25 protein-coding genes are annotated in these 24,474 nt (G+C 38.0%); 13 read left to right on the top strand and 12 right to left on the bottom strand.

The window, feature by feature from the left end; genetic code table 11:
- Positions 1-75: 75 nt before the first annotated feature.
- From KNQ97_RS09995 to KNQ97_RS09980, 4 genes are all read left to right on the top strand, one after another.
- Positions 76-429 carry a DUF5991 domain-containing protein gene (locus KNQ97_RS09995; RefSeq protein WP_000787570.1) on the top strand — a complete coding sequence of 118 codons (354 nt, stop codon included), beginning with the start codon at positions 76-78 and terminating at the stop codon, positions 427-429.
- 216 nt (positions 430-645) lie between these two features.
- Positions 646-1,263: a hypothetical protein gene (locus tag KNQ97_RS09990; protein WP_000569740.1), complete on the top strand. Its 618-nt coding sequence runs from the start codon at positions 646-648 to the stop codon at positions 1,261-1,263.
- A 371-nt stretch (positions 1,264-1,634) separates the two neighbouring features.
- Positions 1,635-2,039, top strand: a complete 405-nt coding sequence (locus tag KNQ97_RS09985) for a hypothetical protein (RefSeq protein WP_228153825.1) — start codon at positions 1,635-1,637, stop codon at positions 2,037-2,039.
- 149 nt (positions 2,040-2,188) lie between these two features.
- Positions 2,189-2,722, top strand: a complete 534-nt coding sequence (locus tag KNQ97_RS09980; protein ID WP_000770991.1) for a hypothetical protein — start codon at positions 2,189-2,191, stop codon at positions 2,720-2,722.
- A gap of 48 nt (positions 2,723-2,770) precedes the next feature.
- Here KNQ97_RS09980 and KNQ97_RS09975 read toward each other — a convergent pair whose 3' ends face one another.
- On the bottom strand, positions 2,771-4,114 hold the full coding sequence (locus KNQ97_RS09975) for an alpha/beta fold hydrolase (protein WP_001139636.1): 1,344 nt from the start codon (positions 4,112-4,114) through the stop codon (positions 2,771-2,773).
- Between the two features lie 211 nt (positions 4,115-4,325).
- On the opposite strand from KNQ97_RS09975, the gene KNQ97_RS09970 reads away from it, so the two are divergent.
- Positions 4,326-4,907: a YqiA/YcfP family alpha/beta fold hydrolase gene (locus tag KNQ97_RS09970; protein ID WP_001021725.1), complete on the top strand. Its 582-nt coding sequence runs from the start codon at positions 4,326-4,328 to the stop codon at positions 4,905-4,907.
- Between the two features lie 14 nt (positions 4,908-4,921).
- The gene (gene parE, locus KNQ97_RS09965; protein WP_000195974.1) at positions 4,922-6,805 is read left to right on the top strand and encodes a DNA topoisomerase IV subunit B; all 1,884 of its coding nucleotides are present in this window, start codon (positions 4,922-4,924) and stop codon (positions 6,803-6,805) included.
- 121 nt (positions 6,806-6,926) lie between these two features.
- On the opposite strand, the gene KNQ97_RS09960 is transcribed toward parE, so the two are convergent.
- Positions 6,927-7,430, bottom strand: a complete 504-nt coding sequence (locus tag KNQ97_RS09960) for an ureidoglycolate lyase (protein ID WP_253612197.1) — start codon at positions 7,428-7,430, stop codon at positions 6,927-6,929.
- Positions 7,427-8,437, bottom strand: a complete 1,011-nt coding sequence (alc, locus tag KNQ97_RS09955) for an allantoicase (RefSeq protein WP_052796282.1) — start codon at positions 8,435-8,437, stop codon at positions 7,427-7,429. The genes KNQ97_RS09960 and alc overlap by 4 nt, the downstream gene beginning before the upstream one ends.
- 199 nt (positions 8,438-8,636) lie before the next feature.
- On the opposite strand from alc, the gene hpxO reads away from it, so the two are divergent.
- Positions 8,637-9,794, top strand: a complete 1,158-nt coding sequence (gene hpxO, locus KNQ97_RS09950; protein ID WP_031999740.1) for an FAD-dependent urate hydroxylase HpxO — start codon at positions 8,637-8,639, stop codon at positions 9,792-9,794.
- Between the two features lie 53 nt (positions 9,795-9,847).
- Here the strand turns inward: hpxO and KNQ97_RS09945 are convergent, their stop codons facing one another.
- The 5 genes from KNQ97_RS09945 to puuE all read right to left on the bottom strand — a co-directional run bounded on the left by KNQ97_RS09945 (position 9,848) and on the right by puuE (position 13,973).
- Positions 9,848-10,573 (bottom strand): outer membrane protein OmpK, encoded by a 726-nt coding sequence (locus KNQ97_RS09945; protein ID WP_001176274.1) that lies wholly within the window; start codon positions 10,571-10,573, stop codon positions 9,848-9,850.
- A gap of 121 nt (positions 10,574-10,694) precedes the next feature.
- Complete coding sequence (locus tag KNQ97_RS09940) at positions 10,695-12,062, bottom strand: nucleobase:cation symporter-2 family protein (RefSeq protein WP_078202421.1); 1,368 nt, start codon at positions 12,060-12,062, stop codon at positions 10,695-10,697.
- Positions 12,063-12,086: 24 nt separating this feature from the next.
- Complete coding sequence (gene uraH / locus KNQ97_RS09935) at positions 12,087-12,410, bottom strand: hydroxyisourate hydrolase (RefSeq protein ID WP_002068956.1); 324 nt, start codon at positions 12,408-12,410, stop codon at positions 12,087-12,089.
- Complete coding sequence (uraD, locus tag KNQ97_RS09930) at positions 12,407-12,910, bottom strand: 2-oxo-4-hydroxy-4-carboxy-5-ureidoimidazoline decarboxylase (protein ID WP_000477669.1); 504 nt, start codon at positions 12,908-12,910, stop codon at positions 12,407-12,409. Before uraD ends, uraH begins: the two co-directional genes overlap by 4 nt.
- Before the next feature lie 97 nt (positions 12,911-13,007).
- Complete coding sequence (puuE, locus tag KNQ97_RS09925; protein WP_174757667.1) at positions 13,008-13,973, bottom strand: allantoinase PuuE; 966 nt, start codon at positions 13,971-13,973, stop codon at positions 13,008-13,010.
- Positions 13,974-14,225: 252 nt separating this feature from the next.
- Here puuE and KNQ97_RS09920 point away from each other — a divergent pair, with 252 nt between their 5' ends.
- Positions 14,226-14,576, top strand: coding sequence for an HPF/RaiA family ribosome-associated protein (locus tag KNQ97_RS09920; RefSeq protein ID WP_001019316.1), 351 nt, complete (start codon positions 14,226-14,228; stop codon positions 14,574-14,576).
- A gap of 524 nt (positions 14,577-15,100) precedes the next feature.
- On the opposite strand, the gene KNQ97_RS09915 is transcribed toward KNQ97_RS09920, so the two are convergent.
- Positions 15,101-15,319 (bottom strand): helix-turn-helix transcriptional regulator, encoded by a 219-nt coding sequence (locus KNQ97_RS09915; RefSeq protein ID WP_010588955.1) that lies wholly within the window; start codon positions 15,317-15,319, stop codon positions 15,101-15,103.
- 110 nt (positions 15,320-15,429) lie between these two features.
- On the opposite strand from KNQ97_RS09915, the gene KNQ97_RS09910 reads away from it, so the two are divergent.
- The 5 genes from KNQ97_RS09910 to KNQ97_RS09890 all read left to right on the top strand — a co-directional run bounded on the left by KNQ97_RS09910 (position 15,430) and on the right by KNQ97_RS09890 (position 18,461).
- Complete coding sequence (locus KNQ97_RS09910) at positions 15,430-15,645, top strand: hypothetical protein (protein ID WP_004985715.1); 216 nt, start codon at positions 15,430-15,432, stop codon at positions 15,643-15,645.
- A gap of 13 nt (positions 15,646-15,658) precedes the next feature.
- The gene (locus tag KNQ97_RS09905) at positions 15,659-16,840 is read left to right on the top strand and encodes a site-specific integrase (protein WP_004985718.1); all 1,182 of its coding nucleotides are present in this window, start codon (positions 15,659-15,661) and stop codon (positions 16,838-16,840) included.
- Entirely contained in the window at positions 16,833-17,081 is a 249-nt protein-coding gene (locus KNQ97_RS09900; RefSeq protein WP_031977698.1) for a hypothetical protein, read from the top strand. Before KNQ97_RS09905 ends, KNQ97_RS09900 begins: the two co-directional genes overlap by 8 nt.
- A gap of 68 nt (positions 17,082-17,149) precedes the next feature.
- Complete coding sequence (locus KNQ97_RS09895; protein ID WP_057692702.1) at positions 17,150-17,704, top strand: DUF1376 domain-containing protein; 555 nt, start codon at positions 17,150-17,152, stop codon at positions 17,702-17,704.
- A gap of 10 nt (positions 17,705-17,714) precedes the next feature.
- Complete coding sequence (locus tag KNQ97_RS09890; protein ID WP_004985725.1) at positions 17,715-18,461, top strand: ATP-binding protein; 747 nt, start codon at positions 17,715-17,717, stop codon at positions 18,459-18,461.
- Between the two features lie 896 nt (positions 18,462-19,357).
- On the opposite strand, the gene ppk1 is transcribed toward KNQ97_RS09890, so the two are convergent.
- From ppk1 to KNQ97_RS09875, 3 genes are all read right to left on the bottom strand, one after another.
- On the bottom strand, positions 19,358-21,436 hold the full coding sequence (gene ppk1, locus KNQ97_RS09885) for a polyphosphate kinase 1 (protein WP_004907085.1): 2,079 nt from the start codon (positions 21,434-21,436) through the stop codon (positions 19,358-19,360).
- 112 nt (positions 21,437-21,548) lie between these two features.
- Positions 21,549-22,817: an MgtC/SapB family protein gene (locus tag KNQ97_RS09880; RefSeq protein WP_004907087.1), complete on the bottom strand. Its 1,269-nt coding sequence runs from the start codon at positions 22,815-22,817 to the stop codon at positions 21,549-21,551.
- 49 nt (positions 22,818-22,866) lie between these two features.
- Positions 22,867-24,459 (bottom strand): Na/Pi symporter, encoded by a 1,593-nt coding sequence (locus KNQ97_RS09875; protein ID WP_253612165.1) that lies wholly within the window; start codon positions 24,457-24,459, stop codon positions 22,867-22,869.
- Positions 24,460-24,474: the final 15 nt, after the last annotated feature.

Genomic DNA, 24,474 nt, shown 5'->3' with positions numbered 1-24,474 from the left:
ATAAAACAATAAAATATTTTATTGTATTGTAATTTGGTTATAATAGTTTGACTTGATTATTTATAAATTAATTAAATGAAAAATTTTTGTTTATTATTGCTGGCTCTTTTTGTTACCACATTTGCAAATGCAGATAAGTGGAATGGTACTTATCATTATTATAGTTCAGAAGAGTTGCCGGGTGGTAATGTTGCGACGATAGAATCGGTTTTAACGCTAACACCCAAAAAGTGTGAGTATTCTATTGCTGGCTTTCAGGTTGATAAATCTTATATATGTAAAGTGAAAGAGAAAAATAACGAACTATATTTCTTTAAAGTTCAAACTGGTGAAAAGTTAGGAAAAGTAGTCTTTAAGAAAGGAAAATATTATCTTTATTCCGATGAAGTTTTAGATATCAAAGATAATCTATTTTATAAGGATAAATAATTGATATAGGGTTCTTTATAACCTTTTCTATTTTTTAATATTTAAAAAAAGTAAGAAAAGTTTTAAAATTTTATAAAAAAGCCTAACATAAGTTCACTTTTTATATATCTTTACAGTTCATTGTTAACATTTAAGCATATGGCTCGGCATATCTAAGATAAAGGTTTTAATACCTAAGTGATGAAGATGTTGATGGAAGTAGTTATAGGATAGAACATGATTGAAATATTTAAACGAAAGATAAGGGAAGTTACAGGATTTAATATGAAAAAGACTTTTATATCAATTTTTTTATTAAGTGGAATTATTTTTAGTTTTAATATATATGCAAATGATGATACTTTTGTAGTTTCTGCAAAATGTAAGGATGAATATAGTTCTAATTGTGACATTGTGAGAACTATAAATAGTAAGAATGAAATAGTTATAAAAGATGTCAAACTTTTAAATATTTCAAAAATAAATAAAAACTTATATAAAGTGAAAACATCTTGTGGGTCTCCATGTTTAGTTACGCTTTTCTATAGTCAAAATAAAGAGGATTCCACAGACGAATTTATTACTATTGATAATAAAAATAATTGTTTAATTGAAAGTGATAGTCAGAAAAAAGTCATTTATGCTAGAAAATTGTTTACAAATAAGCCTAGAAAAATTGTCGATTTAAAAACTAAAGAATTTAATGGGTTGTTACAAAGATTTGATTATTATAGTTATTTTAAGGAGGAGAGTTTTTTCTCACCTGATGGTAGTTTAAATTTAATTGCAAATGATTATGGGGAAATATTGGTTAAAAAGAAAATAAAAAATCCTTGTGGTGGTGATAAGAAATAATTTATTTAGTGCCTTTAATTTATAGAAATACTAATTTTCTTTTAGGTCTAGTGTAAGTGTTAAAAAAAGTATCAGAATTAATTTTTTGGTTGGAAAATTGAGTCTTTTGATAATTAAGAGATTAGTGTTCATGGTTATAGAGAAAAGCATAAACGTGCTTAAAGATTTAAAAAATAAAATTATAAAATTTTACCTTTTTTATATTACGAAGCTAACTATATTCGCTCTTACCTTTTGTGGATTTATTATTGGATCGACCATCTATGCAAAAGATACATTTAATGTTGAATTGAAATGTAAAGGGCATGATCAAGAATATTGTGATGTCGTAAAAAAACGCTGATAATAAAACTAATTTTATTTTAAGAGACATGAGATACCCGGAGGTTGATAAAGTAAATGAAAATATTTTTCATGCTTATGGTAGTTGTGGCTCACCATGTCAATATCACTTTTTTATAAGTAAAACACAGGAAGATCAGACTAAAGAGTTTATTACTTTAGATAAAAATAATAATTGCCTAGTTGAAAGTGACTCTAAACGAAATCTTATTTATGCTAGAAAACTTTTTAATAAAAATAAAAAAATGATCGTTGATTTGAAAAACAAAGAATTTAATATTGTTCCAATCGATGTTGCTATATATAACTCATTTCAAGAAAGGTCATATTTTGATGATCAAGGACAGCTACATTTAGTAGCAATGTTAGCAGATGTTGATAAAAATGGTGTTAGTTTATACTTTAATAAAATAATCAAGAAAGCTTGTGAATAATAAAATGATTGATTGTGGAGGGTAAAATGTTTTAGCTAACTTGAATGCTATCTAAAAATATTATTTGATTTCTAAAATATAAGATAAGCTTGAATGTAAGATAGTAGTAAATTTTTTTGAAAATTTTAGAATAAAGGTCTAAGTTAATAATGAAATTATTAAAGATAGCAGTAATGATATATCTTTTATTAAATAGCATAAATTTATATGCAGAAAGTGCGAAAGAATGTATGAAGTATTGGAGTAAACCAGCAGTACAAGTGAGTGTGCTGCCAGACGTCCAATGTTCTGATGTCTGGGATGATAGTTTTAGCCTAGAAAATAAAAAACTAGTAAAACAAATAGGATTTAATCTAAAAGATAAAAATTGGATTTCTACTGGTTCATGTAGCCATATCCAGTATAAAACTAAAGACTATTATATTTATTGGGCTGATATGAAAAATAATAAAACTGATCTTATTATGATTTATAGTCCTAATAATTCATTTGCTTACTCAAGAGCATTAGATCAAAAAAAAATTAAAGAAGGATTCAAAATAGAGGACTCTGTCGACGTAAATTTGTCTTGCGGTAAAATAGGGGAAGATATAAATATTATATCTGTCTTAAATGGATATTTACATAAGGAAACATCGATTAAGAATATTTCTAAATATAAAATTTATGACAGATTTAAATGATTGTAAACTATACAATTTAGAAGAAGCCCAACAAAAGTTGGGCTTTTTTTAAGTCTCTACAATTCCTTCTAAATCTTCGAGCGTATAGTTCGGCATATCAATAATATGGGTTTGAATACCGTCTTGCACATAATCATTCACATGAGGATATAACCAACGAGTAATCTGTTCGGCAACACTTGAGTGATACTGAATTTCAAAGTGATTTAAGCCATAAAACACCGCTTTATGTGAGTCTGGAACTTTAAGCTGAAAACGTGGATTTGGATGTTCGCCCAGTGCGCTTTTCACACTGACTAAGTAATCGCCAATCACAGTAAGCGCTTTATTACGCACCTTTTCAAACTCGAGTGTTCCTGCCACTAAAAAGGTATTGATATGGGAAGGTAGAGGAGCCGGAGCACGGTTGTCATCCATCATACCAATACGGGCATCCATGTATTCCCAGTCATCATCTCGAACACTACCATGGCGTAGGTCTAAAATCCCATTACTACGGATGTTAACCAGCTGACCAATTAGGCCAACAAATGGAAAAGCGCCTAGCCGATCTTGTAGTGCAAATCCAAAACGCTCAAGTACTGCACCGTGGTGGGGAGATCCAATACAGACGAGGTTTTCGACCATATGAATCCATTGGTACATATTTTGTTTACCGTAAAACAGTGCGCTACGGGAAACTAATCCACCCATGCTATGACCAATTAAATCAATGCTGGTAATTCTTGGATTACGCTGTACTAAATCTTCTAATAAATTTGAGAAACTGCGGCCATTGGCTGAAATACGGCGGCCTGTATTGTAATTTAAATACAGCATCGTGTTGTGATCACGCTGCGCTAACAGACGCTCACCAATCCCGCCATAATGTGCATTTGACCAAGTAAGATGGTTCATGCACAAACCATGAACTAAAATTACAATACGGCCTGCAAGTTCGCCTTGTTGGATTGCACCGTAGTGGTCGTATAGAACCATTGGCAAGGCGAGGGGACTATGTTGTTTAAGCAGATAGTCTCCGAAAATACCATTTAACACTCCTACTAAAAAATGAAGGGTTGGCGTTAATGGCTTCTCATGAAGGGTTGGAAATTTTTCAATAATACGACGTAACCCTGGTGCTAAAAAACAACTACCATATTTTTGTAAGGCACCATAAGAAAACTGATATGCCTTTTGGACAGAAGGCCGTTTTTGGAAATTTTTAGCATTTTGGGCGCTAATACCAAAAGCATTTTTTAATACTTCAATATTAATGACTTGTATTAATTCATGTACACCATTTAAGCTGGTACTGAACAGTTGAGCTAAACCTTCTAGTACGTCGGCCTGACTAGGTGGCGTACGATCCCATTTACAATAAGTTTCATGTAACGGTGTTAAGCTCGGCATATCTTTTCCCCATTTACGTTATAACCGACGTTTTAAGCTGTACTTTTTATGAACGGCAGCTAACGTTTCCATCTTAGTAGTTTAAATAACACATGTTTTTAAAATACTGATGAATGGTAAGTTGAGTGGTTTTTCTTGTCTGACAATAGTGTTTTTATATACAAACTGAGAACAAAAATGTGAGTTTATTCTCAATTTAGAGGGAAAATATATGAATATTATCTACCTCCATGGCTTTAATAGTAGCTCTTCTTCAATTAAAGGGCTCAGCCTTAAGCAGTATTGTAGCGAATTGGGCATAAATGTGCATTTGCCAGATTTAAATAGATCTCCGGAACAGGTAGTAGCACAGGTTTCAGAGCTGATTGAGTCTTTACAAGAGGTGGCTTTAGTCGGCAGTAGTCTTGGTGGATTTTTTGCGACATATTTTGTCGCGAAATATAATATTCCGGCTGTACTGATTAACCCTGCTATGCAACCATGGAAGCTGTTTGATGAGTTATTTCAAGTTGAAAGCATGCCTTATAAGGTGAACGATCAATGGTCAATTGATCATGTTCAGTTACGACAGTTAGAACAACTGGAACTGAAACAGCCTGAAAATGCTGACAAAATACTCGTCTTGTTGCAACAAGGCGACGAAATTTTGGATTATCGTCAAGCACAACGCTATTATAGTGCTGCAACACCATCCTCATTGATTTTGACGGATGCTCATGGCAATCATGCCATGGAAGATTTTGAAGAAAAATTACCCTTAGTGATCGAATTCTTTGCGCACACCATCAAATAAGGAAAACGTACAACGTGACACAATATACGGCTCAATCGCTTGAAGTTCTTTCCGGTTTAGACCCTGTTCGTCGTCGTCCGGGGATGTATACCGATACTTCTCGTCCTAACCATTTAGCCCAAGAAGTTATTGATAATGCTGTCGATGAAGCCTTAGCCGGTCATGCCGACAAAATCTGTGTCACGGTTTATAAAGATGGTTCGTTATCGGTTGAAGATAATGGCCGTGGTATGCCAGTCGATATTCACCCTGAATATGGCCAAAGTGGTATCGAAATCATTTTAACCAAGCTGCATGCTGGTGGTAAGTTTAGTACTGATAACTATCAGTTTTCAGGTGGTTTACATGGTGTGGGGATTTCGGTTGTAAACGCTTTATCTACACGTGTTGAAGTAGAAGTTCAGCGTCAGGGTAATTTATACCAGATGGCCTTTGAGCAAGGCGAACCTGTTGCACCTTTAGCGGTGTTAGAAGGTAAAGCACCTAAACGTGCGACAGGAACTACGGTACGTTTCTGGCCTGAAGCCAAATATTTTGATAGCCCAAAATTTGCTTTAAAAGCACTTAAACATAATTTAAAAGCCAAAGCTGTTTTAGCTGCTGGTTTAAAAATCACTTATATCGATCAAATTAATGATGAAAAAATCGAATGGCAATTTGAAAATGGCCTTGTCGATTATTTGATGGATGAATTGCAAGACCGTGAAATTCTACCAAACCCTGCATTTGTAAGCAGTGGGCAAGCAGACCGTGCGGCATGTGAATTTGCGATTTGCTGGAATGTAGAGGGTGGCGAACAGGTTCAAGAAAGTTATGTCAACCTGATTCCAACTGCACAAGGTGGTACTCATGTGAACGGTTTGCGTTCGGGAGTGACCGAAGCGCTACGTGAATTCTGTGAGTTACGTAATTTATTACCACGTAATCTTAAACTTTCGGCTGAAGATGTTTGGGATGGCGTGAACTATATTTTATCGCTTAAGTTCCAAGAACCACAGTTCTCTGGTCAAACCAAAGAGCGTCTTTCGAGTCGTGAAGCTGCCAATATTGTTTTAAACATTGCTAAAGATGCGTTTGCGCTCTGGCTCAACCAGCATGCTGAAATTGCCATGCAACTTGCTGAAATGGCAATTTCTAAAGCAGGACGACGTTTAAAAGCTGCAAAAAAAGTTGAGCGTAAAAAGATTGTTTCTGGCCCGGCTTTACCGGGTAAGTTGGCAGACTGCGTGGGCCAAACACGTGAAGAAAGTGAACTCTTTATTGTCGAGGGTGACTCTGCGGGCGGTAGTGCCAAGCAGGCGCGTGATAAGAACTTTCAAGCCATCATGCCAATTCGTGGAAAAATCTTAAATACATGGGAAGTTTCTTCAGATGAAGTACTTGCTTCTCAGGAAGTTCACGACATTGCGATTGCAATTGGTGTAGACCCAGGTAGTGATGATTTATCTGAATTACGTTACGGCAAAATCTGTATTTTGGCCGATGCCGACTCGGATGGTTTACACATTGCGACTTTGCTTTGCGCTTTATTCGTTAAACATTTTCCAGCATTGGTTGAAGAAGGGCATTTGTATGTAGCAATGCCACCATTGTTCCGTATCGACATTGGTAAAGATGTCCATTACGCGCTAGATGATGAAGAGCTTGAAACCATTTTGAAAAATGTTAAAGGCAATAAGAATCCGCAAATTACCCGATTCAAAGGGTTGGGTGAGATGAACGCAATTCAATTACGTGAAACAACAATGGATCCGAACACCCGTCGTTTGGTTCAGCTTGATCTAGATGATGCACATTTAACGGCAGGTTTACTCGACAAGCTCCTTGCAAAAAAACGTGCAGCAGACCGTAAGCAATGGCTTGAGCAGAAGGGCAACTTAGCTGATATTACTGTTTAAAAATGAATGAAAAATCCCCGCTCAAATGGCGGGGATTTTTTGTGTAAATCTAAATTGTTGAAAATCATCACAACGGGTTCTACTATTAAATTAAAAAATAGACAGATCTGTCTATTTTAATTTAGACAGTAATTTTTATAGCTTCTGGAAATTGAAAAACATCACAATTTGCACCGCCTCCAATTCGATCCACTACTGCAAAATCACTCGGCGCTTCAAAGGTAAGCAAAGGATGATGCCAAGTACCTGCCCGATAATTGATACTTTGCTTGCCATCCGAAACAAAAGCGCATAGTTTTGAAATATCAGGAGTATTTTCATCTAAAGCAGGGGCCACAATAATTAAAAATTTTTGTTCCTGTAATGGAATGAATGCTTGAGAGCCTTTCGGATGGCGCTCTAGCATTGAAATTTCCATAGGTAACACACTGGCCTTAATATTTCGGAAAATACTAATTCCTGCCTTTGCTTCGCCTTCAATTTCAGTTTCGACGAGCGCATGGTAGCGTTCGGTGTGTGCATCATTAATATGAAAAAAATCATGCCCGTCACAACAAATGACTTCTCCGAAGGGCTGAAAGTTCTCAATGGTTAAAGGCTGAATTTGAATATTCTTCATGATCATGACTTGGCAATTTTTCCCCATAAACGGACACGGCTAATACCACCATCCGGAATCATATTAATACGGATATGCGAGACTTTTTCATGCTGTAAAATTTCATTCATATATTCATGAATATGGTCCATTTGCATAGGTTGGGCTTCAAGTAAGTAAGACCAAAACATACTTTGTGGAATCAGCTGTGCATCGGTTGCATTTTCAAGGTAGACCGCCTGAATAGAAACTTCAGCAGGAAAGTTACCTTTAAAATGCGCCGTATCAATTTCAATTTTTTCAATTTTTCCGCTTTTACCCAATGCAAGAATACACCAGTCATAACCTGGTGCGCGGCGGCGTTTGGTTTCCCACCCATCTCCCATGTTGACGCCACGGCCTGGGTTAATCAAATTACGTGGATGTCCAAAGTGCGCATCGCTATAAGCAATTACACGACCGCCATTTTCTAACGCCAATAAATCGAGAGTCTGCTCGTGGTCGGTCACCTGAATATGAACGTCACCATAAACGCGTAAACGGGCAACACCACCATCTGGGAAAATATTGAGGCGTATATGCGTGAAAATTGCATCATTATTGACCATAAAAATATGATGTTGACTCGGCCCTAGCTCTGTATTTTCCAAAATACTCTGCCACGTTACCCCAGTAAGGTCACCATTTGGTGCATAACATGCCTCTAATGATGCAGATGCAGGATAATTTCCTGTAAAAAACGTGGTATCGATATCAAGTGCACTGATTTTTCCACTCACACCTAGTTTCACAATACACCAGTCATAGCCTGCATGTCGCTTACGGCGGGTCTCCCAACCGTCCATCCATTTGCCATGATCATCAAATTTATCTTCAACAAAAATAGGTGCTTCAAATTGCAGCATACGCTTTGCTTCTGCAAAGAAATCATCTGAACACTCAATTACTTGTGCACCAATTCGGGCATCTGCCAAATTTGTTTTAGTATTCAAAATTTCAGGAAGTTCAAAAGCTGGAGCGTGCAATGTTGCCATAATGGAGTATCCGTATTTCTTGTTAAAAACATGATTTTTCATTTAAAACTGCACTCACACTGAGCGTGTTGAGATGAGTTTTATACATAAATATATAAGCATGGTGCATGCCAGTTTTGTGGAAAAGCTAAATAAATTTTGAACGATGGCATGTTTTTAGCATAAGCACCCTATAGGTGAATATCTATAGGAGCGTGTTATGAATGTGGTGATTATTGGTGCGGGAATGGGAGGTCTAACCACAGGCATTGCATTAAAGAAATTTGGTCACCAAGTTCGTATTTTTGAGCAAACTGAAAAGATTCTTCCGGTCGGCGCCGCAATTTCACTGTGGTCGAATGGGGTGAAATGTCTGAACTATCTGGGATTAACTGACAAAATCGCCAAACTTGGTGGACAAATGGATGACTTGGCCTATGTAGATGGTTTAACTGGAGATGTGATGACACAATTCAGTTTACGACCATTAATTGAAGAAGTAGGACAACGCCCTTATCCGGTTGCACGTGCCGATTTACAAAATATGTTAATGGATGAGTTTGGTCGAGATCAGATTTATTTAGGCAAAAAAATGGTCAGCCTTGAAGATAAAGCTGATTTTGTAGAGGTACATTTTGCTGATGGTAGCTCAACACAGGCTGATTTACTCATAGGGGCAGATGGTACGCATTCAATGACTCGAGCCTATGTGTTAGGTCAGCAGGTACAACGTCGCTATGCAGGTTATGTGAACTGGAATGGTCTGGTTGAAATATCCGAAGATTTAGCACCAGCTCAGCAATGGACGACTTATGTAGGAGAGGGCAAGCGCGCGTCTCTGATGCCAGTTGCGGATGGACGTTTTTATTTCTTTTTAGATGTACCTTTACCAGCAGGGTTAGAGAATAATCGGGATGAATATAAAAAACTTTTAAAACAATATTTTGCTGATTGGTGTCAACCAGTGCAGCAGCTTATTGAGCGCTTAGACCCGCAAAAAACCAATCGGGTTGAAATCCATGATATTGAACCGTTCACACAGTTTTATAAAGGTCGTGTGGTGATTTTAGGTGATGCTGCACATAGCACGACACCTGATATTGGGCAAGGCGGTTGCCAAGCTATGGAAGACGCGATTTATTTAGCGCGGTCTTTGCAAATTAACACTTTGGGTCTAGAAGATGCTTTACGCCGCTATCAAAACAAGCGTAATGAACGTGCCAATGAATTGGTGCTTCGTGCGCGCAAACGCTGTGACGTAACGCATATGAAAGATGAAACGGTCACGCAGGCATGGTATGCAGAACTACGCCGTGAACAAGGCGGACATATTATGCAGGGAATTATTAGCAATATTGTGGGTAATCCACTCGATTAAAAACAAAAACAGCAAGGAGTTTTCCTTGCTGTTTTATCTTCTAAATAAAAATTTTAGAAGTGGTATTTAACCAAAGCACTGACGTTATTTTCGTCGGCACCTTTAATACCAAATTTATTATTCCACACTGAATGCTCAATACCGAGGTATAGACGTGTATCAGGAGAAATGTGTTTACCTACATTCCATTTCCATTGAGTTGTCCAGTTCAACTCGCTCGCATGGTCGCCTTCAGCGGTTGACCAGTCTAGGAAACCATCTACCAAGAAATCTTCAGATGCGATTTTAAATGGAATGCCATAAACGAACGTCATTTGATAATCGTCGTCAGTTTTTTCATTGTTCGCACGGTAGAAGTTTAAATTCGCATATTGGAAATATGGGATATCTAAATCAACTGCAAAACCATACAAGAAGTTGTCAAAGTTATTGCCGTTTTCGCTATTACTTTCCCAAGTGGTACTAATGAGTACATCTTTAATTGGGCCGTACGCCAGTTTTTTGCCAGACACTTCGCCTAAGCTTAAACGTGGTGATAACTCAAAATAAGTACTCTTGTGGTCATTTTCGCCACGCATGCGGTCCATAAAGAAAAATACATCAGCATATTTAACTTTTGCTGCATATTCCAAAGTAATGGTGGTTTCTTTGTCATCTACAACTTCATAGTTTTCACCATAAAGTCCAGTCACGCTAAAATCTTGCCAGATTGGTTTTGCCTGAACCATGGCAGTTGCAGATAACAAGGCACAAGTCGCCGCAAGTTGCTTTAATTGCATTTAAATGATCTCCCCCCAAATAAAGCACGCTAAGGATACAGGGTCTTAAGCAAAAATGAAGCCAAATTTGATCAACGGTTAAAAAAAGCCCACCGAAGTGGGGCGCTAAAAAACTAACTCATTAATGTGTATTTCGTGTGTTTATTGTTTGGCTTAAATGAGGGGTACGCGAGCTGCGAAATGAAGGTAAGTGATTAAATAACAAATTCAATAAGATAGCAAAGATACAAGTCGAACTAATACCCGAATGGAACAAAGTTTGTACCCAAACTGGGAAATGAGCATAAAATTCATGGTTAATAATTGGAATCATCCCAGCTGATAAAGCAGTTGCTACAATAATCAAATTTTTCTGATCGTTATAATCAATTTTTGCCAAAGTGCGAATTCCACTTGCTGCAACCGACCCAAATAAGACCAAACCCGCACCACCAAGTACTGGCATAGGAATTGCCGCAATAAGGCGGCCCATAACAGGTAATAGACCTAAAATAATCAGAATGACTCCGCCTGCTGCTACGACAAAGCGGCTTTTGATGCCTGTAATTGCCACCAGTCCAACATTTTGGGCAAAAGCACTTTGCATGAATGAACCAAAGATAGGGGCAATCGCGCTTGAAAACATATCTGCACGTACACCATTGGCGATGCGCTTTGAATCGACTTGGGTTCCTACAATGTCTCCGACAGCAATAATATCGGCTGTGGTTTCCGTCATAATCACCAAAGTAACGATTAGCATCGATAAAATTGCACTAAGCTCGAAGGTTGGTAAACCAAATGCAAATAAGTGTGGAAATTGCAGCCATGCGCCTGAGCTCACCTGACTAAAATCTCCAAAACCCATAAAGTAGGCAAGGGTAGTACCAGCAACAATAGCCAACAAAATTGATAAACGGCGAATACTTGCCTGTGGCAGCATATTTAGAATAATCACAATGCCTAAGGTCAGCAAAGCTAAAGAGATATTCTCGACGCTACCCCAATCAGGTGCTTTATTGTTGCCACCCATCATCCAGCGAATCGCAACGGGTAATAGCGATAGCCCAATAATCGTGATGACGCATCCGGTCACAACAGGTGGGAAAAAACGAATAATTTTTGAAAAGTAAGGTGCAAGGCATAGTCCAATTAGAGATGCGGCAATAACCGCGCCGTAGACAGCAGGTAAACCACCGCCTGTAGTGATAATAGCAACCATGGTTGCCACACCAGCAAAAGACACACCTTGCACCAGAGGTAATTTTGCCCCTAGATATTTGGTTCCGATGGTTTGTATGAGAGTTGCCAACCCGCCTACAAATAAGGCTGCTGCAATGAGCATTCCGACTTGTGCTGCGCTTAAGCCAGCTGCCGTTCCAATAATCAATGGCGGGGCTACAATACCCCCATACATGGTGAGTACATGCTGTAAGCCGTAAGCAAAACTTTTGGAAATTCCTAAATATTCATGCTCTGGAGAAATCGTATTCTTTTGCTGATGATTCATATTTTTCTCCTATTTATATTTGAGTTAGCTGCCGCGATAAGTGGAGTAAGCAAACGGGCTGATCAGTAATGGAATGTGGTAATGCTGATTGGTGTCTTCTATGAAAAATTGAATACAAACACGGGGGAAAAAAGTTTTGATTTGCTGTGATGAAAAATAAGGGGCAACTTCAAATTCAAGTTGATAAGCACCTTTACCTAAGTTTTTTATTCCAAAATCACTCACTCGCCCATCTTGGTTGGTAATTGCAGCCGCTATCAGTTCATGAGTGGCTGCATGAAACAACTTCACTTCGATCTGTGCCGCCGGTTTACCTAAATTCGTATCTAAAATATGAGTGCTGATCATGCTTGTACTTCCTGAGATAGACGTAATAGAGCAATTGCAGCGAGTTGCTCATGTACAATTGTTTTTTCAATAGCTAAGTTGTTTTGAAGACGTTGATGGAGTTTTTTTAAAATCTCGTCGCTACTGAGACCTGCGGCTTTAATTAGAAAAATAAAACCAAACTTCTGCTCATACTCGATATTACCTTGCAGCAGGGCTTGTTGTGTTTGTTCATCTAAGGAAATGCCAGCTTGTTCTTGGGCTGAAAAATTTTGCTCCTTTGCATTGAGCTGCTTTTTTGCCTGTCTTTCACCAATTTTTGGATGGGTGGCTAATGCGGCCTGAATCTCTTGCCATGACCATGTGTGGCTTAATTGTTCTGCATACCCTAAAAGTACTGATGTTGATGAGTAGGGACGTTCTGAAATAATTTTTTCGGCCCATACAGGAATATGGACGCAGTTGTTTAACAGAGTCTTGAGTTGGTCGGGCGGGGCTTGATTAAACTCGGCTAAAAACACTGTTATTCCTAAACTCGTTGTCGTGATAGAGTTTTAGCAATAACAGTGCCAAGAGTGATGTGAGATTTGCTTAAGAAGTTGGAAAATTAATAATCAATTATTGATTTATGTGATTTTTATACCAATATTCTGCAATATCCTGACGGCGACATACCCAAACACGATCATGCATTTCAATATAGTCCAAGAATCTTTGTAATGCTTTAAAACGACCCGGACGCCCTAAAATACGGCAGTGCATTCCAATAGACATCATTTTTGGTGCAGTTTCTCCCTCGGCATACAACACATCAAAACTATCTTTTAAATATTGAAAAAACTGTTCTGAACTATTAAATCCACCTGGTGAGCAGAACTTCATATCGTTACATTCCAAAGTATAAGGAATAATCAGATGAGGTCGTGACGCACCCGCCGTATCGGTAAGTGTCGTCCAAAAAGGCAGGTCATCACCATAATAATCAGAGTCGTATTGTATTTGCGGGAACTCAGCAAGCAACTGACGCGTATTGGGGCTATCACGTCCGGTGTACCAACCTATGGTTTTATTTTCAAACAAGTTTTCTAAAACAGATAAAGCTTGTTCCATATGCTGTTTTTCGACTTCAAGATCACTCTCTTGATAATGAAGCCAGCGGTAGCCATGAGAAACCACATCGTAATCGGCTTGTTTAATTGCCTCTACAATATAAGGGTTGCGAACAAGTGCCATTGCTACTCCAAAAATGGTCATGGGGAGCTTGCGCCGTTGAAACTCATTATGAATGCGCCAAAAACCAGCACGTGAACCATATTCGTACATAGAGTCCATCGACATATGTTTGGCTGGGTAACTTGCAGCGCCAATAATCTCGGATAAAAACTGCTCTGAACCTTCGTCGCCGTGTTCAATATGTTTTTCACCACCTTCTTCATAATTCAGCACAAATTGCACGGCAACCTTAGCATTATTAGGCCATTTCACCTCTGGAGGCTGTCCGTGATAACCGACTAAATCACGTGAATAAGGAGACTTTTGAATCTGCTCAATAAGTTCTGCTCCAGATAGATAAGATTCGGGCACAATTGCTCTCCTTTTGTTCAATTTTTCATAAAAATTTAAAAAATCAGCTTGCATATTTTTATAGATGGACTGATATTGAAGGTATGAAGATCTTCAAAATAAATTAAAAGCAGTACGTTTAAGTCAGGAGATAACAAACCATTACACCATCAAAATGTACAATTGAAGTCAGTTCATGCATGCTTAAAACATGCCAACATAAAAAAGTTTTGCATAGAAAAGATCCACAGTAAGAAAGAGAGGATGGTATTTATGAATATTGAAATCCGCACAGATAAAAACATCCATAATAGTGAACGTTTAATTACTTATGTACGTGCAGAACTTACTCAAGAATTCCAACGTCATAGCGAACGTATTACACATTTCTCGGTTCATTTTAGTGATGAAAATGGGGACAAAGGTGGAGACAAAGATATCCACTGTATGATCGAAGCACGTCCTTCTGGCTTAAAACCAGTTGCAGTGCACCATAAAGCAGGAAATATTGACGCTTCAATTCATGGCGCGATTGAAAAGCTAAAACGTAGCCTTGAACATACCTTTGAGAAAAAAGAACACCCGAGAGGTGGTCAACCAGAATTCATTGATGATGAAGTTTAAAAAACACTAAAAAGCCCTTCGGGGCTTTTTTTATGAATACATAAAAAGTCCAATAAAAACTCTTCACAACTTTAGGTTTGCAATGCAATAGCGTTGACCTCTAAAAGGTTGGGGTCGGGAGTTCGAGTCTCCTTTCCCGCTCCAGATTCAAAAAGCCCTCATCGAAAGATGGGGGCTTTTTTCTTGTTGATTATTAATAATATTTTTTCTAAAACCTATATGTTCCAGCTTTGGAAGAAGCTCTAAAAATTTTAGAAAAAGTATTGTATAAGCTCGCTGCGTGACCAAAAGTGCCCTAAACGTGCCTTCCCTTTATCATATACGAATCAATTCATTCGCTATTCTGGTATTTTTTTAATCAATTTCAGTATAGATAATCAGAACACCTTCCCCATACACTTGACTTCCCTTTTTTCCATCTATTTTAGTATTTTTTTATTTGCTTTATTTTGATGGTGACCAAATTTGGTCACCAAAAATACATAGTTAAAACATTTACTTATGATCAAAAAACTCAATTTTAATCAATCATTCTGCTCTTCATTTTTCTTAAATTTTAATAAATCACCCACTTCAACATTAAGTAATACACACAATTTTTCTAAGGTCTCAAAATCTATTCGAGTCGATTGACCATTATATAACTTATGCAATGTTGTCTTACTCATTCCAGTCGCTCGAACTACATCCGCAACTTTCATTCTTCGCTCTGCCAAAAGCACTGGCAAGTTACAAACTATCATTAATTACCACCATTGTGTAATAAAGTACTTGCATAGTGTCTTAAATGCATTTATTATCGCATTGTGGTCTTAAATAACACCATTGTGATACTTTATAAAAGGATACAAACATGAATCTTACTTATATTACTACAAAAGAATTGGCGGAACGAATCCATTATAACGAACGTACTATCCGTAATCAGTTAAAAGATAGCGTTTTGATCGAAGGCATTCATTACATTCGCCCTTTTGGTGGTCGCAAAATTTTATATGTATGGGAGCGTATTGAAGAAGATATGACTAAAACAACTTTAGGCTCGCTACACAGCCTACAACTTCTGTAAGGAGAACATAATTATGGCTGCTATTCGTACTAGATACGGTAAGTTATGTGTCGATTTTCGATACTTAAGTATCCGTTGCCGTGAAACCACCGCTCTTGAAGACAATGCTCAAAATCGAAAAAAGCTTGAAAAAGCGATTGAACGAATGGAGGCAGAAATCTTATTGGGTATTTTTGACTATGCTAAATACTTTCCAAAAAGTTCTCGTTTGAAAGAAATCAAAAATGCAGAAAACAGAGTAAATGAAATCAGCTCAAAAACACCTCTATTTTCTAAGTTCTGTGAAATCTGGTTCACTGATAAAGAAATAGAATGGCGTACAAGCTACAAGGAAAAAATTCAAATTGTGATCAGAAAGTACTTAATTCCTTTTTTTGGCACAATTCCGGTTATTAATATCAAAAAGTCAGACATTCTTGGATTCCGTTCATCCCTCGCCAAAGTGACTCACGGGAAAAACCAAGAATGCCTTTCACCATCAAGAATCAACCAGATTATGATAGCACTTCGTATGATACTCGATAGTGCTGCCGAACGATATGACTTTGACAGTCCTTATAAGAATATCAAGAACTTAAAGCAAGGGAAAATTGAAGTCACGCCTTTTTCATTAAAGGAAGTACATGCAATCTTGGCCACAGTTCGTGATGATTTTAAGCCTTATTACACTGTTCGGTTTTTCACAGGTATGCGCACCAGTGAAATTGATGGGTTGCAATGGAAAAATGTGGACTTGCAACGTCGGGAAATCCATATTCGTGAAGCCTTGGTGAATGGGGAACTGGGTGGAACCAAAACCTATGGTTCTGACCGCACAATCCAGATGAGTGACCGCGTTTACCAAGCCTTTCTGCAACAGAAAAGCTTAAATAATGGTAAATCAGAGTTTGTTTTCTGCAATCGTGATGGTGGACCTCTCGATTACCGTTTGGTGAATAAACGTGTCTGGCATCCGATCTTGCGCTTTCTAGGATTAAAGCCTAGAAGAGCCTACCAAACACGTCATACAGCAGCAACGCTCTGGCTGTCGGCAGGAGAGAATCCGGAATGGATCGCACGTCAATTGGGACATTCAACGACTGAAATGCTATTCCGGGTCTATAGCCGTTACATCCCCAATGTTACCCGTCGTGATGGCAGTGCATTTGAAGCCATGCTGGAAAAACTAAATACAGAGGAGCTTGCACATGAATAGTAAAGCTTTCTTTGGTGGTGTGGTCGTCAGTCCTGAAGCGGATACGGTCGCTCGTGAATTAATCCATGAGCTACACATTCCCAAACTGCACAATCTGGCGTTTTTGCTGGAGATCAACAAATGCTTCGATGATCACCAGGCGTTAAGACTGTGGCTACAGCGACTGCTGGATGATGGACAAGCCCATTACGATGACCTAGCCCAACAGGCTCGCCTCCGGTTAATAAGCTTAGCTCCCTGATCAAATAAATATACAAGGTCATCTGATTGATGACCTTAGCCCTCTATACCTATAAAAAAGGTGAACACATGCATAAACATATTTCAATTTGGATGCCACTCTATATTGGCGACCTACAGGCGAAATTTGCACGAATGACAGCAGAACAAATTGGTGCCGCACTGCTGTTAATGATGGATTTCTGGAAAAACGGTGCTATTCCTCATGACCTAGCTACGGTATGTAGCATCACAAAATTATCGCAACATACCAAGGCTAAAACTTTGTTGAATACGCTAATAGCCCTGGAATTGTTTGAAATCGAATCTGAGCAAATTCATTCAAGTTTTTTAACCAGTTTAAAAAGCCAGGCATTGCAAAATCAGCAAATGAAATCTGATAAAGCTAAAAATGCAGCTCAAGCACGTTGGGGAAAATCCGCAACTAATGCTCAAGCATCAGCCAAGCAACGAAAAGTAAATGCTCAAGCAGCTCCTGAGAAGAGCCCGAGTATTACTCAAGTCATGCTTGAACCATGCCCTTCATCTTCATCTTCATCTTCATCTTCATCTTCATCTTCATCTTCATCTTCAAATTTTGAAGAAAAAAATGAGAGTTTTTTAGAAAATTCAAAATGGATTTAGGAGAACAATCATGAATACCATGCTTAAAACGCTCCAGTTTCGCGCAGAAACAACAGAAGCACTCTGCCCTACCCATCATATACCCCTGATGGAAATCGCCGGTCACAGGCTTTGCAAATTGTGTGCAAAAGAAATGGTCCATCGCTCACATGCAGCCTATGCAGATGAGCTGCAACAACGGTTGCTGCAACAGAAAATCAAAAACTCAGGGCTCAATAAACGCTACCTGGACCGTGGCTTCAAGAATTATGTAGTTGCATGTCCTGCTCAAGACAATGCCATAAAACTATGTCAGGCTTTTGCACAGCAAATTATTTCTGACCATTATCCAAACCTGCTGCTCATTGGTACACCAGGTACAGGAAAGACTCATCTGAGTGCGTCAATCATTCGCAACATTCTGCATAACAGTACAAAATCTGCACGCTACTATACCAGTGCAGAAATTGCTCAAAAAATGATGGACACCTGGTCAGATGCTTCACGCTCTGAAAAGGAAGTTATCGAGCATTTCTCCAGTTTTGATTTATTGGTGATAGATGAATATGGCCTGCATGACCGACATGAAAAACGCCTGGAGATGGTGCATAAGGTTTTATATAGTCGTTATGACAATATGAAATCTACACTGCTGATTTCCAATTTCACAATCCAAAATATGCAGCGGGATTTAGGTGCCCGATTATGGTCACGGTTACATGAGAACAATTTGATTGTAGTGCCATGTTATTGGGATGATCTAAGATTTAATCAGTAAAATAATTTAGATTTAGAATCTATATAAGTGTAAAACCTATAAGTATTGGTTTTACACTTAATATCAAGATAATTAGAAGTAGTAAGAATTCTCTCCATCCAAATTCAATACCATCTAATTTTCAAATATAACAAAATTAATTTAACAATATCAAAAATTGCTTTTTTAAGAGTTAAATCTATACTACCTTTTATGAAAATTGGTTCATATTTTTTCATCAAATTGAGAAAATAAAAATCGAAAATAACCCTTATCAATTTCAGTTAAATTTTTAAAATCATGTTAAAAAATTACATATTTTTTGTTATTTTCAACATAACTTATAGTATAATTATAATATATAAAACAGCATCTTGTGATAGGAAAATGAAAAAATGAAGCTCACATCTAATAAATTTTTAATTCCCTTTACTCTTATCATTTTAATCAGCAGTTTTTTAATTATTCTCTACCGTATTACTATCAGCTAATACAGAAATTTTTCATATAATGATATGAAAAGAATTTAAAAAATTTAGATCAAATGAAAACCGACATAATTTAGATATATTCAAATTATGTCATTATTGTTTCATCGTACTCATTCGCTATGAAATAAAATAAGCCAAATGAAATATTTTTACCAAGGCAAAAAGATCAACTTCGGCATCTGGACAGGTAAGACTTGATCAAAATATAAAGTACCCAAAAATGTTTATCCTATTTAAATGTGTTAAATCAAAAAACAATGACCATCCAACAACTTAAAATATTATATCTGCCTATAACTTTATTTGACAAAAGGTGGCAAAGTGCTTGCTACTTTAAAATTAGTGGCATTCCACCTGTATCGAAAGATCATAATTTCTTAAATGTTGTTGAATAGGCCTAAAAAGAGTTAACTTTAAGTTAAGCATTTACTTTATAACGCTTAACAAAAAGTGCTGCGCATTATGTGGCTTTTCATTTTCTATGCATGAGTTACGCTTCCAACTACCATCACTTTGTAATAGCCATGCTTGTTGATTATCCATTAAATAATTTTCTAACCCTTGCTGATAAATTCTTTTTTTGAGTCTAGTATTTTCAATAGGAAAGCACACTTCAACACGTTTAAATAAATTACGCTCCATCCAGTCAGCACTAGAACAATACACACGTGTATCACCATTATTGTAAAAATAATAGACACGAGTATGCTCAAGAAAACGCCCTACAATTGAGCGAACACGAATATTTTCTGATAAGCCAATTAGGCCTGGACGTAAACAACAAATAGAACGAATGATTAATTCTATTTGCACACCAGCTTGAGAAGCTTCGTATAATTTATTAATCAATTGAACTTCGGTTAGTGCATTGACCTTAATGATAATTTTTGCCGGTTTCCCTGCTTTCGCAAGCACAATCTCGTTTTCAATAAAATTCATCAACTGACTATGCAAAGTAAATGGTGCATGTAGAAGTTTCTTTAACTTCACCATTTTGCCCATACCGGTTAATTCTTGAAAAATACGATGTACATCTTCACACAAATCTTGATTGGTCGTTAATAAACCGTAATCAGTGTAAATTTTGGCATTGCCAGCATGATAATTTCCTGTACCTAAATGTGCGTAGCGCACCAGTTTTTGATTTTCTCGGCGTACCACCAAAATCATTTTGGCATGAGTTTTATAGCCGACAATGCCATATACCACCACGGCACCCGCTTCCTGTAAAACATTGGCAACAGCGATATTGGACTCTTCATCAAACCGTGCCCGTAATTCAATCACTGCGGTGACTTCTTTACCATTTCTTGCCGCCTCAGCCAAAATTTGCACAATTTCTGAATTTGCACCGCTACGGTACAAGGTCTGTTTAATGGCCAAAACATGCGGATCTTGCGCGGCTTCACGTAATAATCGAATTACAGGGGAAAATGATTCAAAAGGATGATGCAATAAAATATCTTGTTTCTGCATCGCACTGAAAATATTTGCAGATTTTTTCAGTATTTTTGGAATCACAGGAGTATGTGGCTCATAGCGTAAATATGGGCGTTTAAAATCCGAGACCAATCGAGCCAAATTAACAGGCCCGTCGACACGATACAATTGATGCGTATCCAAATCGAATTCTTTGAGTAAGTATTCATAAATATGTGTTGGACAATTTTTATTGACCTCCAAACGTACTGCCCGACCAAAACGGCGTGAACTGAGTTCGTCTTTTAAGGCTTCCGCTAAGTCTTCAACATCTTCAGTTAACGTTAAATCTGCATTTCGGGTTACTCTAAATTGATAGCAACCCGTTGCCGTCATTCCCGGAAATAAATCAGACACATGAGTATGAATAATTGAAGAGAGCATCACATGATGCTCTTTGCCTTCGGTCAACTCATCTGGCAAACGCACCACACGTGGCAATGAACGTGGTGCAGGAACCACTGCCAAATCGATCTGACGGCCAAAGGCATCCTTACCTTCCAAAGTCACAATGAAATTAAGTGATTTGTTGACCAAGCGTGGAAAGGGATGCGCAGGATCTAAACTTATTGGTGTTAAGGCTGGTGCAACCTGTTCCTGAAAATATTTTTTGACCCAATTAGATTGTGCTTGAGTTAACTCTCCACGTCTTAAAAAGCTGATGCCTTCTTCTCTTAACTGCGGAAAAATTTGCTCATTTAAAATTTGATATTGGCGTTCAATCGCAGCATGTGCTGTCTCCGAAATTTGATGTAAAATTTCTTGTGGGGATAAACCATCAGCCGTTTGTATGTCTCGCTCTTGAACAAAATGTTCCAACATAGTTGCAACACGAATTTCAAAAAACTCATCTAAATTTCTAGAAAAAATTAATAAAAAATTCAATTTTTCTAAGAGTGGATTTAAAGGATCGACCGCTTGTTCTAAGACACGTAAATTAAAATCTAAAATTGACAACTCGCGATTAATATATCGCTCAACTTGACCATATACCGGGGGGGAGGCTTGTGTAACTACGGAATTCATATACTACCCATATTTCTTAAAAGCAATGCCATTTTTAGTTGGCTAAAAATAAATAGAATTACAAAACAAAAACTTAAATATCATTCTAAAATATTGAAAATAAATCCTAAATTTACTGAATAACCATCCAAAGTACCGCCATTAAAATCGCCATATGCAGCATTTGTGCGGGGGCAAAATATAGAAAATATTTCCCGCCACCAGTTAAAAATGCATTGATGCTTTTAGAAAATGCATGTGCAGCCAAACCAATCATCATAGCGTAGACCAACGTCATCTGCTGTGGTGTTCCTTGCATCACCACCGTTGCCATGGCGGCATGCACTTCAAATAAAGAAGCGAAGAATGCCCCAATAATCAAACCGCTATCACCCAACACTACATTCAAGCCATATACCGCTGCTTGAATCACTGTCAGTGTTACCACAATGATCAAGGCTTCCTTAATGCTGAACATCCGACTGTCCATATGCGTAATATCATTTTGTGGTGTAGCCTGTTGACCCATCGTCGCTTTGGATGAATGAATTAACATCAAGGCAATGATCAAAAGCACTGCAATGCCAATACTGCAAGGCAACAATAAAACCTTAAACCAAGCAAAATTAATCCCTGCGACAATAATCAGCAGCTGTAACAGGGTCGCAATACAGGAAATTAAGCCTGCACCAGCATTAGATTTGGCTTCTGCTTTGCCTGAACGGACTTCCATGCCCAAACTGGCAATAGTTGCGGTGCTAGAAACAAAACCGGATGCCAAAGATGACAACATCAAGGCTTTATTGTTTGGCAAGAGACGTTTAGCAATATGTGCCAAGGACTGTACGCCTAAAATCATGATCAGCAGTTTTAGAATCACATATGGATTGAGTACTGTGCCCCACATTGCCTGATCCGGCATCAGTGGCAAGGCAATTAAAATCAGTGCCAGTAAAAACAAACCGTCACGCAGTTCAAAATGCTGAATCCAATTGCCAGCAAAATAATGCAATGACTGCTTGCCCATTAAAATCAGACACAACACTACCGCTAACCCTGCAGCAAGCGGCACATTAAACACACATAATGCACCAATCAAATAGGTCATCAAAAATGCCAGTTCAGTGGTCGCACCAATATCCTGTTTTTGTTTAATCAGGCTATAAACACAAAAAGTCGTGACTGAAAATGCACCTAAGATACCTACTGCAAGATGTAGTAAAAAACATACTGCCCCAAGCAAGGCGCAAATGGTAAATGAACGCAGTCCGGCAAAACTGGGTTCACTTTCTTTACGATTATGCCTTTCCCGTTCTAAACCGATTAATAAACCGCAGCCTAATGCAGATACCATGACTCTCAATAATTCTTGAAAGGACAAATCTAGTAATACAGTATTCAATTTCTTAGCCTCAACACAGCTGGATAAAAAATGCGATGAACCACATTCATCAAGACTCCTCTAAAAGACGCTCATACATCACGTTAGAGAAACGATAGCTATGTGCAATTAAGCGATCCATCCAACGCTGTGCAGCTAATAATTCCACCCCTTTGGATGCGCTTAATTGATTTACTTCGGTATATTCCATGACTTTTTTACGCGTTTCGGCACGATGGCTACTGGTCCATTTTTTTAACTGATTTAAATCGGCTCTAAGATTTTCAATGACTGACCGATCTGCTAACTGTTCTATATGTGAAAAGTAACTTTCTAAAATATTGCAATAATCTAGTGCTAACTGAAAAATTGCCGGCTGTGTTCGTAGCAATATGGCATTATCTAAACGCTCTAAATCATTATGTAAGACACGTACATAGACCATTACTCGCAGTAATGATAAGAATTTTTGTTTGAGTGCAGGATGCTCAGGAATCGCTATTTTTTCTAAATACTGCTCAATATGCTGAATAATCTCATTCAGCGTATTCAACTGTTGATGTCTAGGTAATGTACCGGTCTGAAAAACCATTTGTAGAATTTTAAAAATCTCAAATATGCTGAAATATACCGCCTTTTCCGCGGCCTGTACTGCAATGGCAGGTACTTGCAAACTTGCATCATCCAGACTGTCTAAAATGGCAGGATTATTACTTGGCAACCATTGGATAATTTTCTGTTCTAAAAATTTCAGACTTGGCATAAACATACATGCCCCCAACACACTGAATGCTGTATGAAACATCGCGAGCATAATCACTTGATCAATGCTGCTGAAAAATGCACTGTGTTTAATCAACCAAAGAAAAAACGGTGCTAACAGGAAAAATGCAGCAATCGCACTCACGAGATTAAAAATCACGTTCACAGCAACTGTTCGTTTGGCATTGATCGAAGCGCCAATCACCGAAATCACGGTAATGCTGACTGCACCAATATTTTGCCCAATCACCATATATAGCGCCTGCGGCAAGTCAATCGCACCACTGACTAAGGCAGCCATAGTCGCTGTAATAGATGCACTAGAGGACTGCAGCAGCATTGCCATAATGATGCCGATCAGCACCAAAACCAATTGTGACCACAAGCTGTCATAACCAAAAAAGGATAAATCTGAGTGTACAGCAAACCCCGCCATGGCTTTTTGCAAAACATCGATGCCAAAGAAAATCAGACCAAAGCCTGCAATCACAAGGCCCAATAAGGCCATTTGGCCTTTAGCGATGAGTTTAAGCAGAGCGCCTAAAGCAATCATCGGTAATGCCAACATGGAAATGGAAAATTTCATGCCCAAAAATGCCACAATCCAACCAGTACTGGTTGTGCCGATATTGGCACCAATCACCACACTCATGGCTTGCGTGAAACTGAGTACCCCTGCTCCGACAAAACCAATGGCGGCGACAATTGTTGCTGTAGATGAATGCACCAGCAATGTCATACTCAAACCTGACAGCATGGCTTTAAACGGTGTTGCCGTAAACCTTGTCAGTAACTCCTTCAAGGTCTGACCTGCAATTTCTTTAAGGCTATCAGTCAGTAACGTCATACCAATTAAAAATAGACCGACACCGCCACATAGTTCAGAGAGAATTTGAAGCACTACATTCCCCTATAA

The sequence above is a fragment of the Acinetobacter sp. UC24323 genome, from assembly GCF_024151445.1.
Classification (GTDB): domain Bacteria; phylum Pseudomonadota; class Gammaproteobacteria; order Pseudomonadales; family Moraxellaceae; genus Acinetobacter; species Acinetobacter baumannii.
This window is presented reverse-complemented; position numbering and strand designations above follow the sequence as displayed.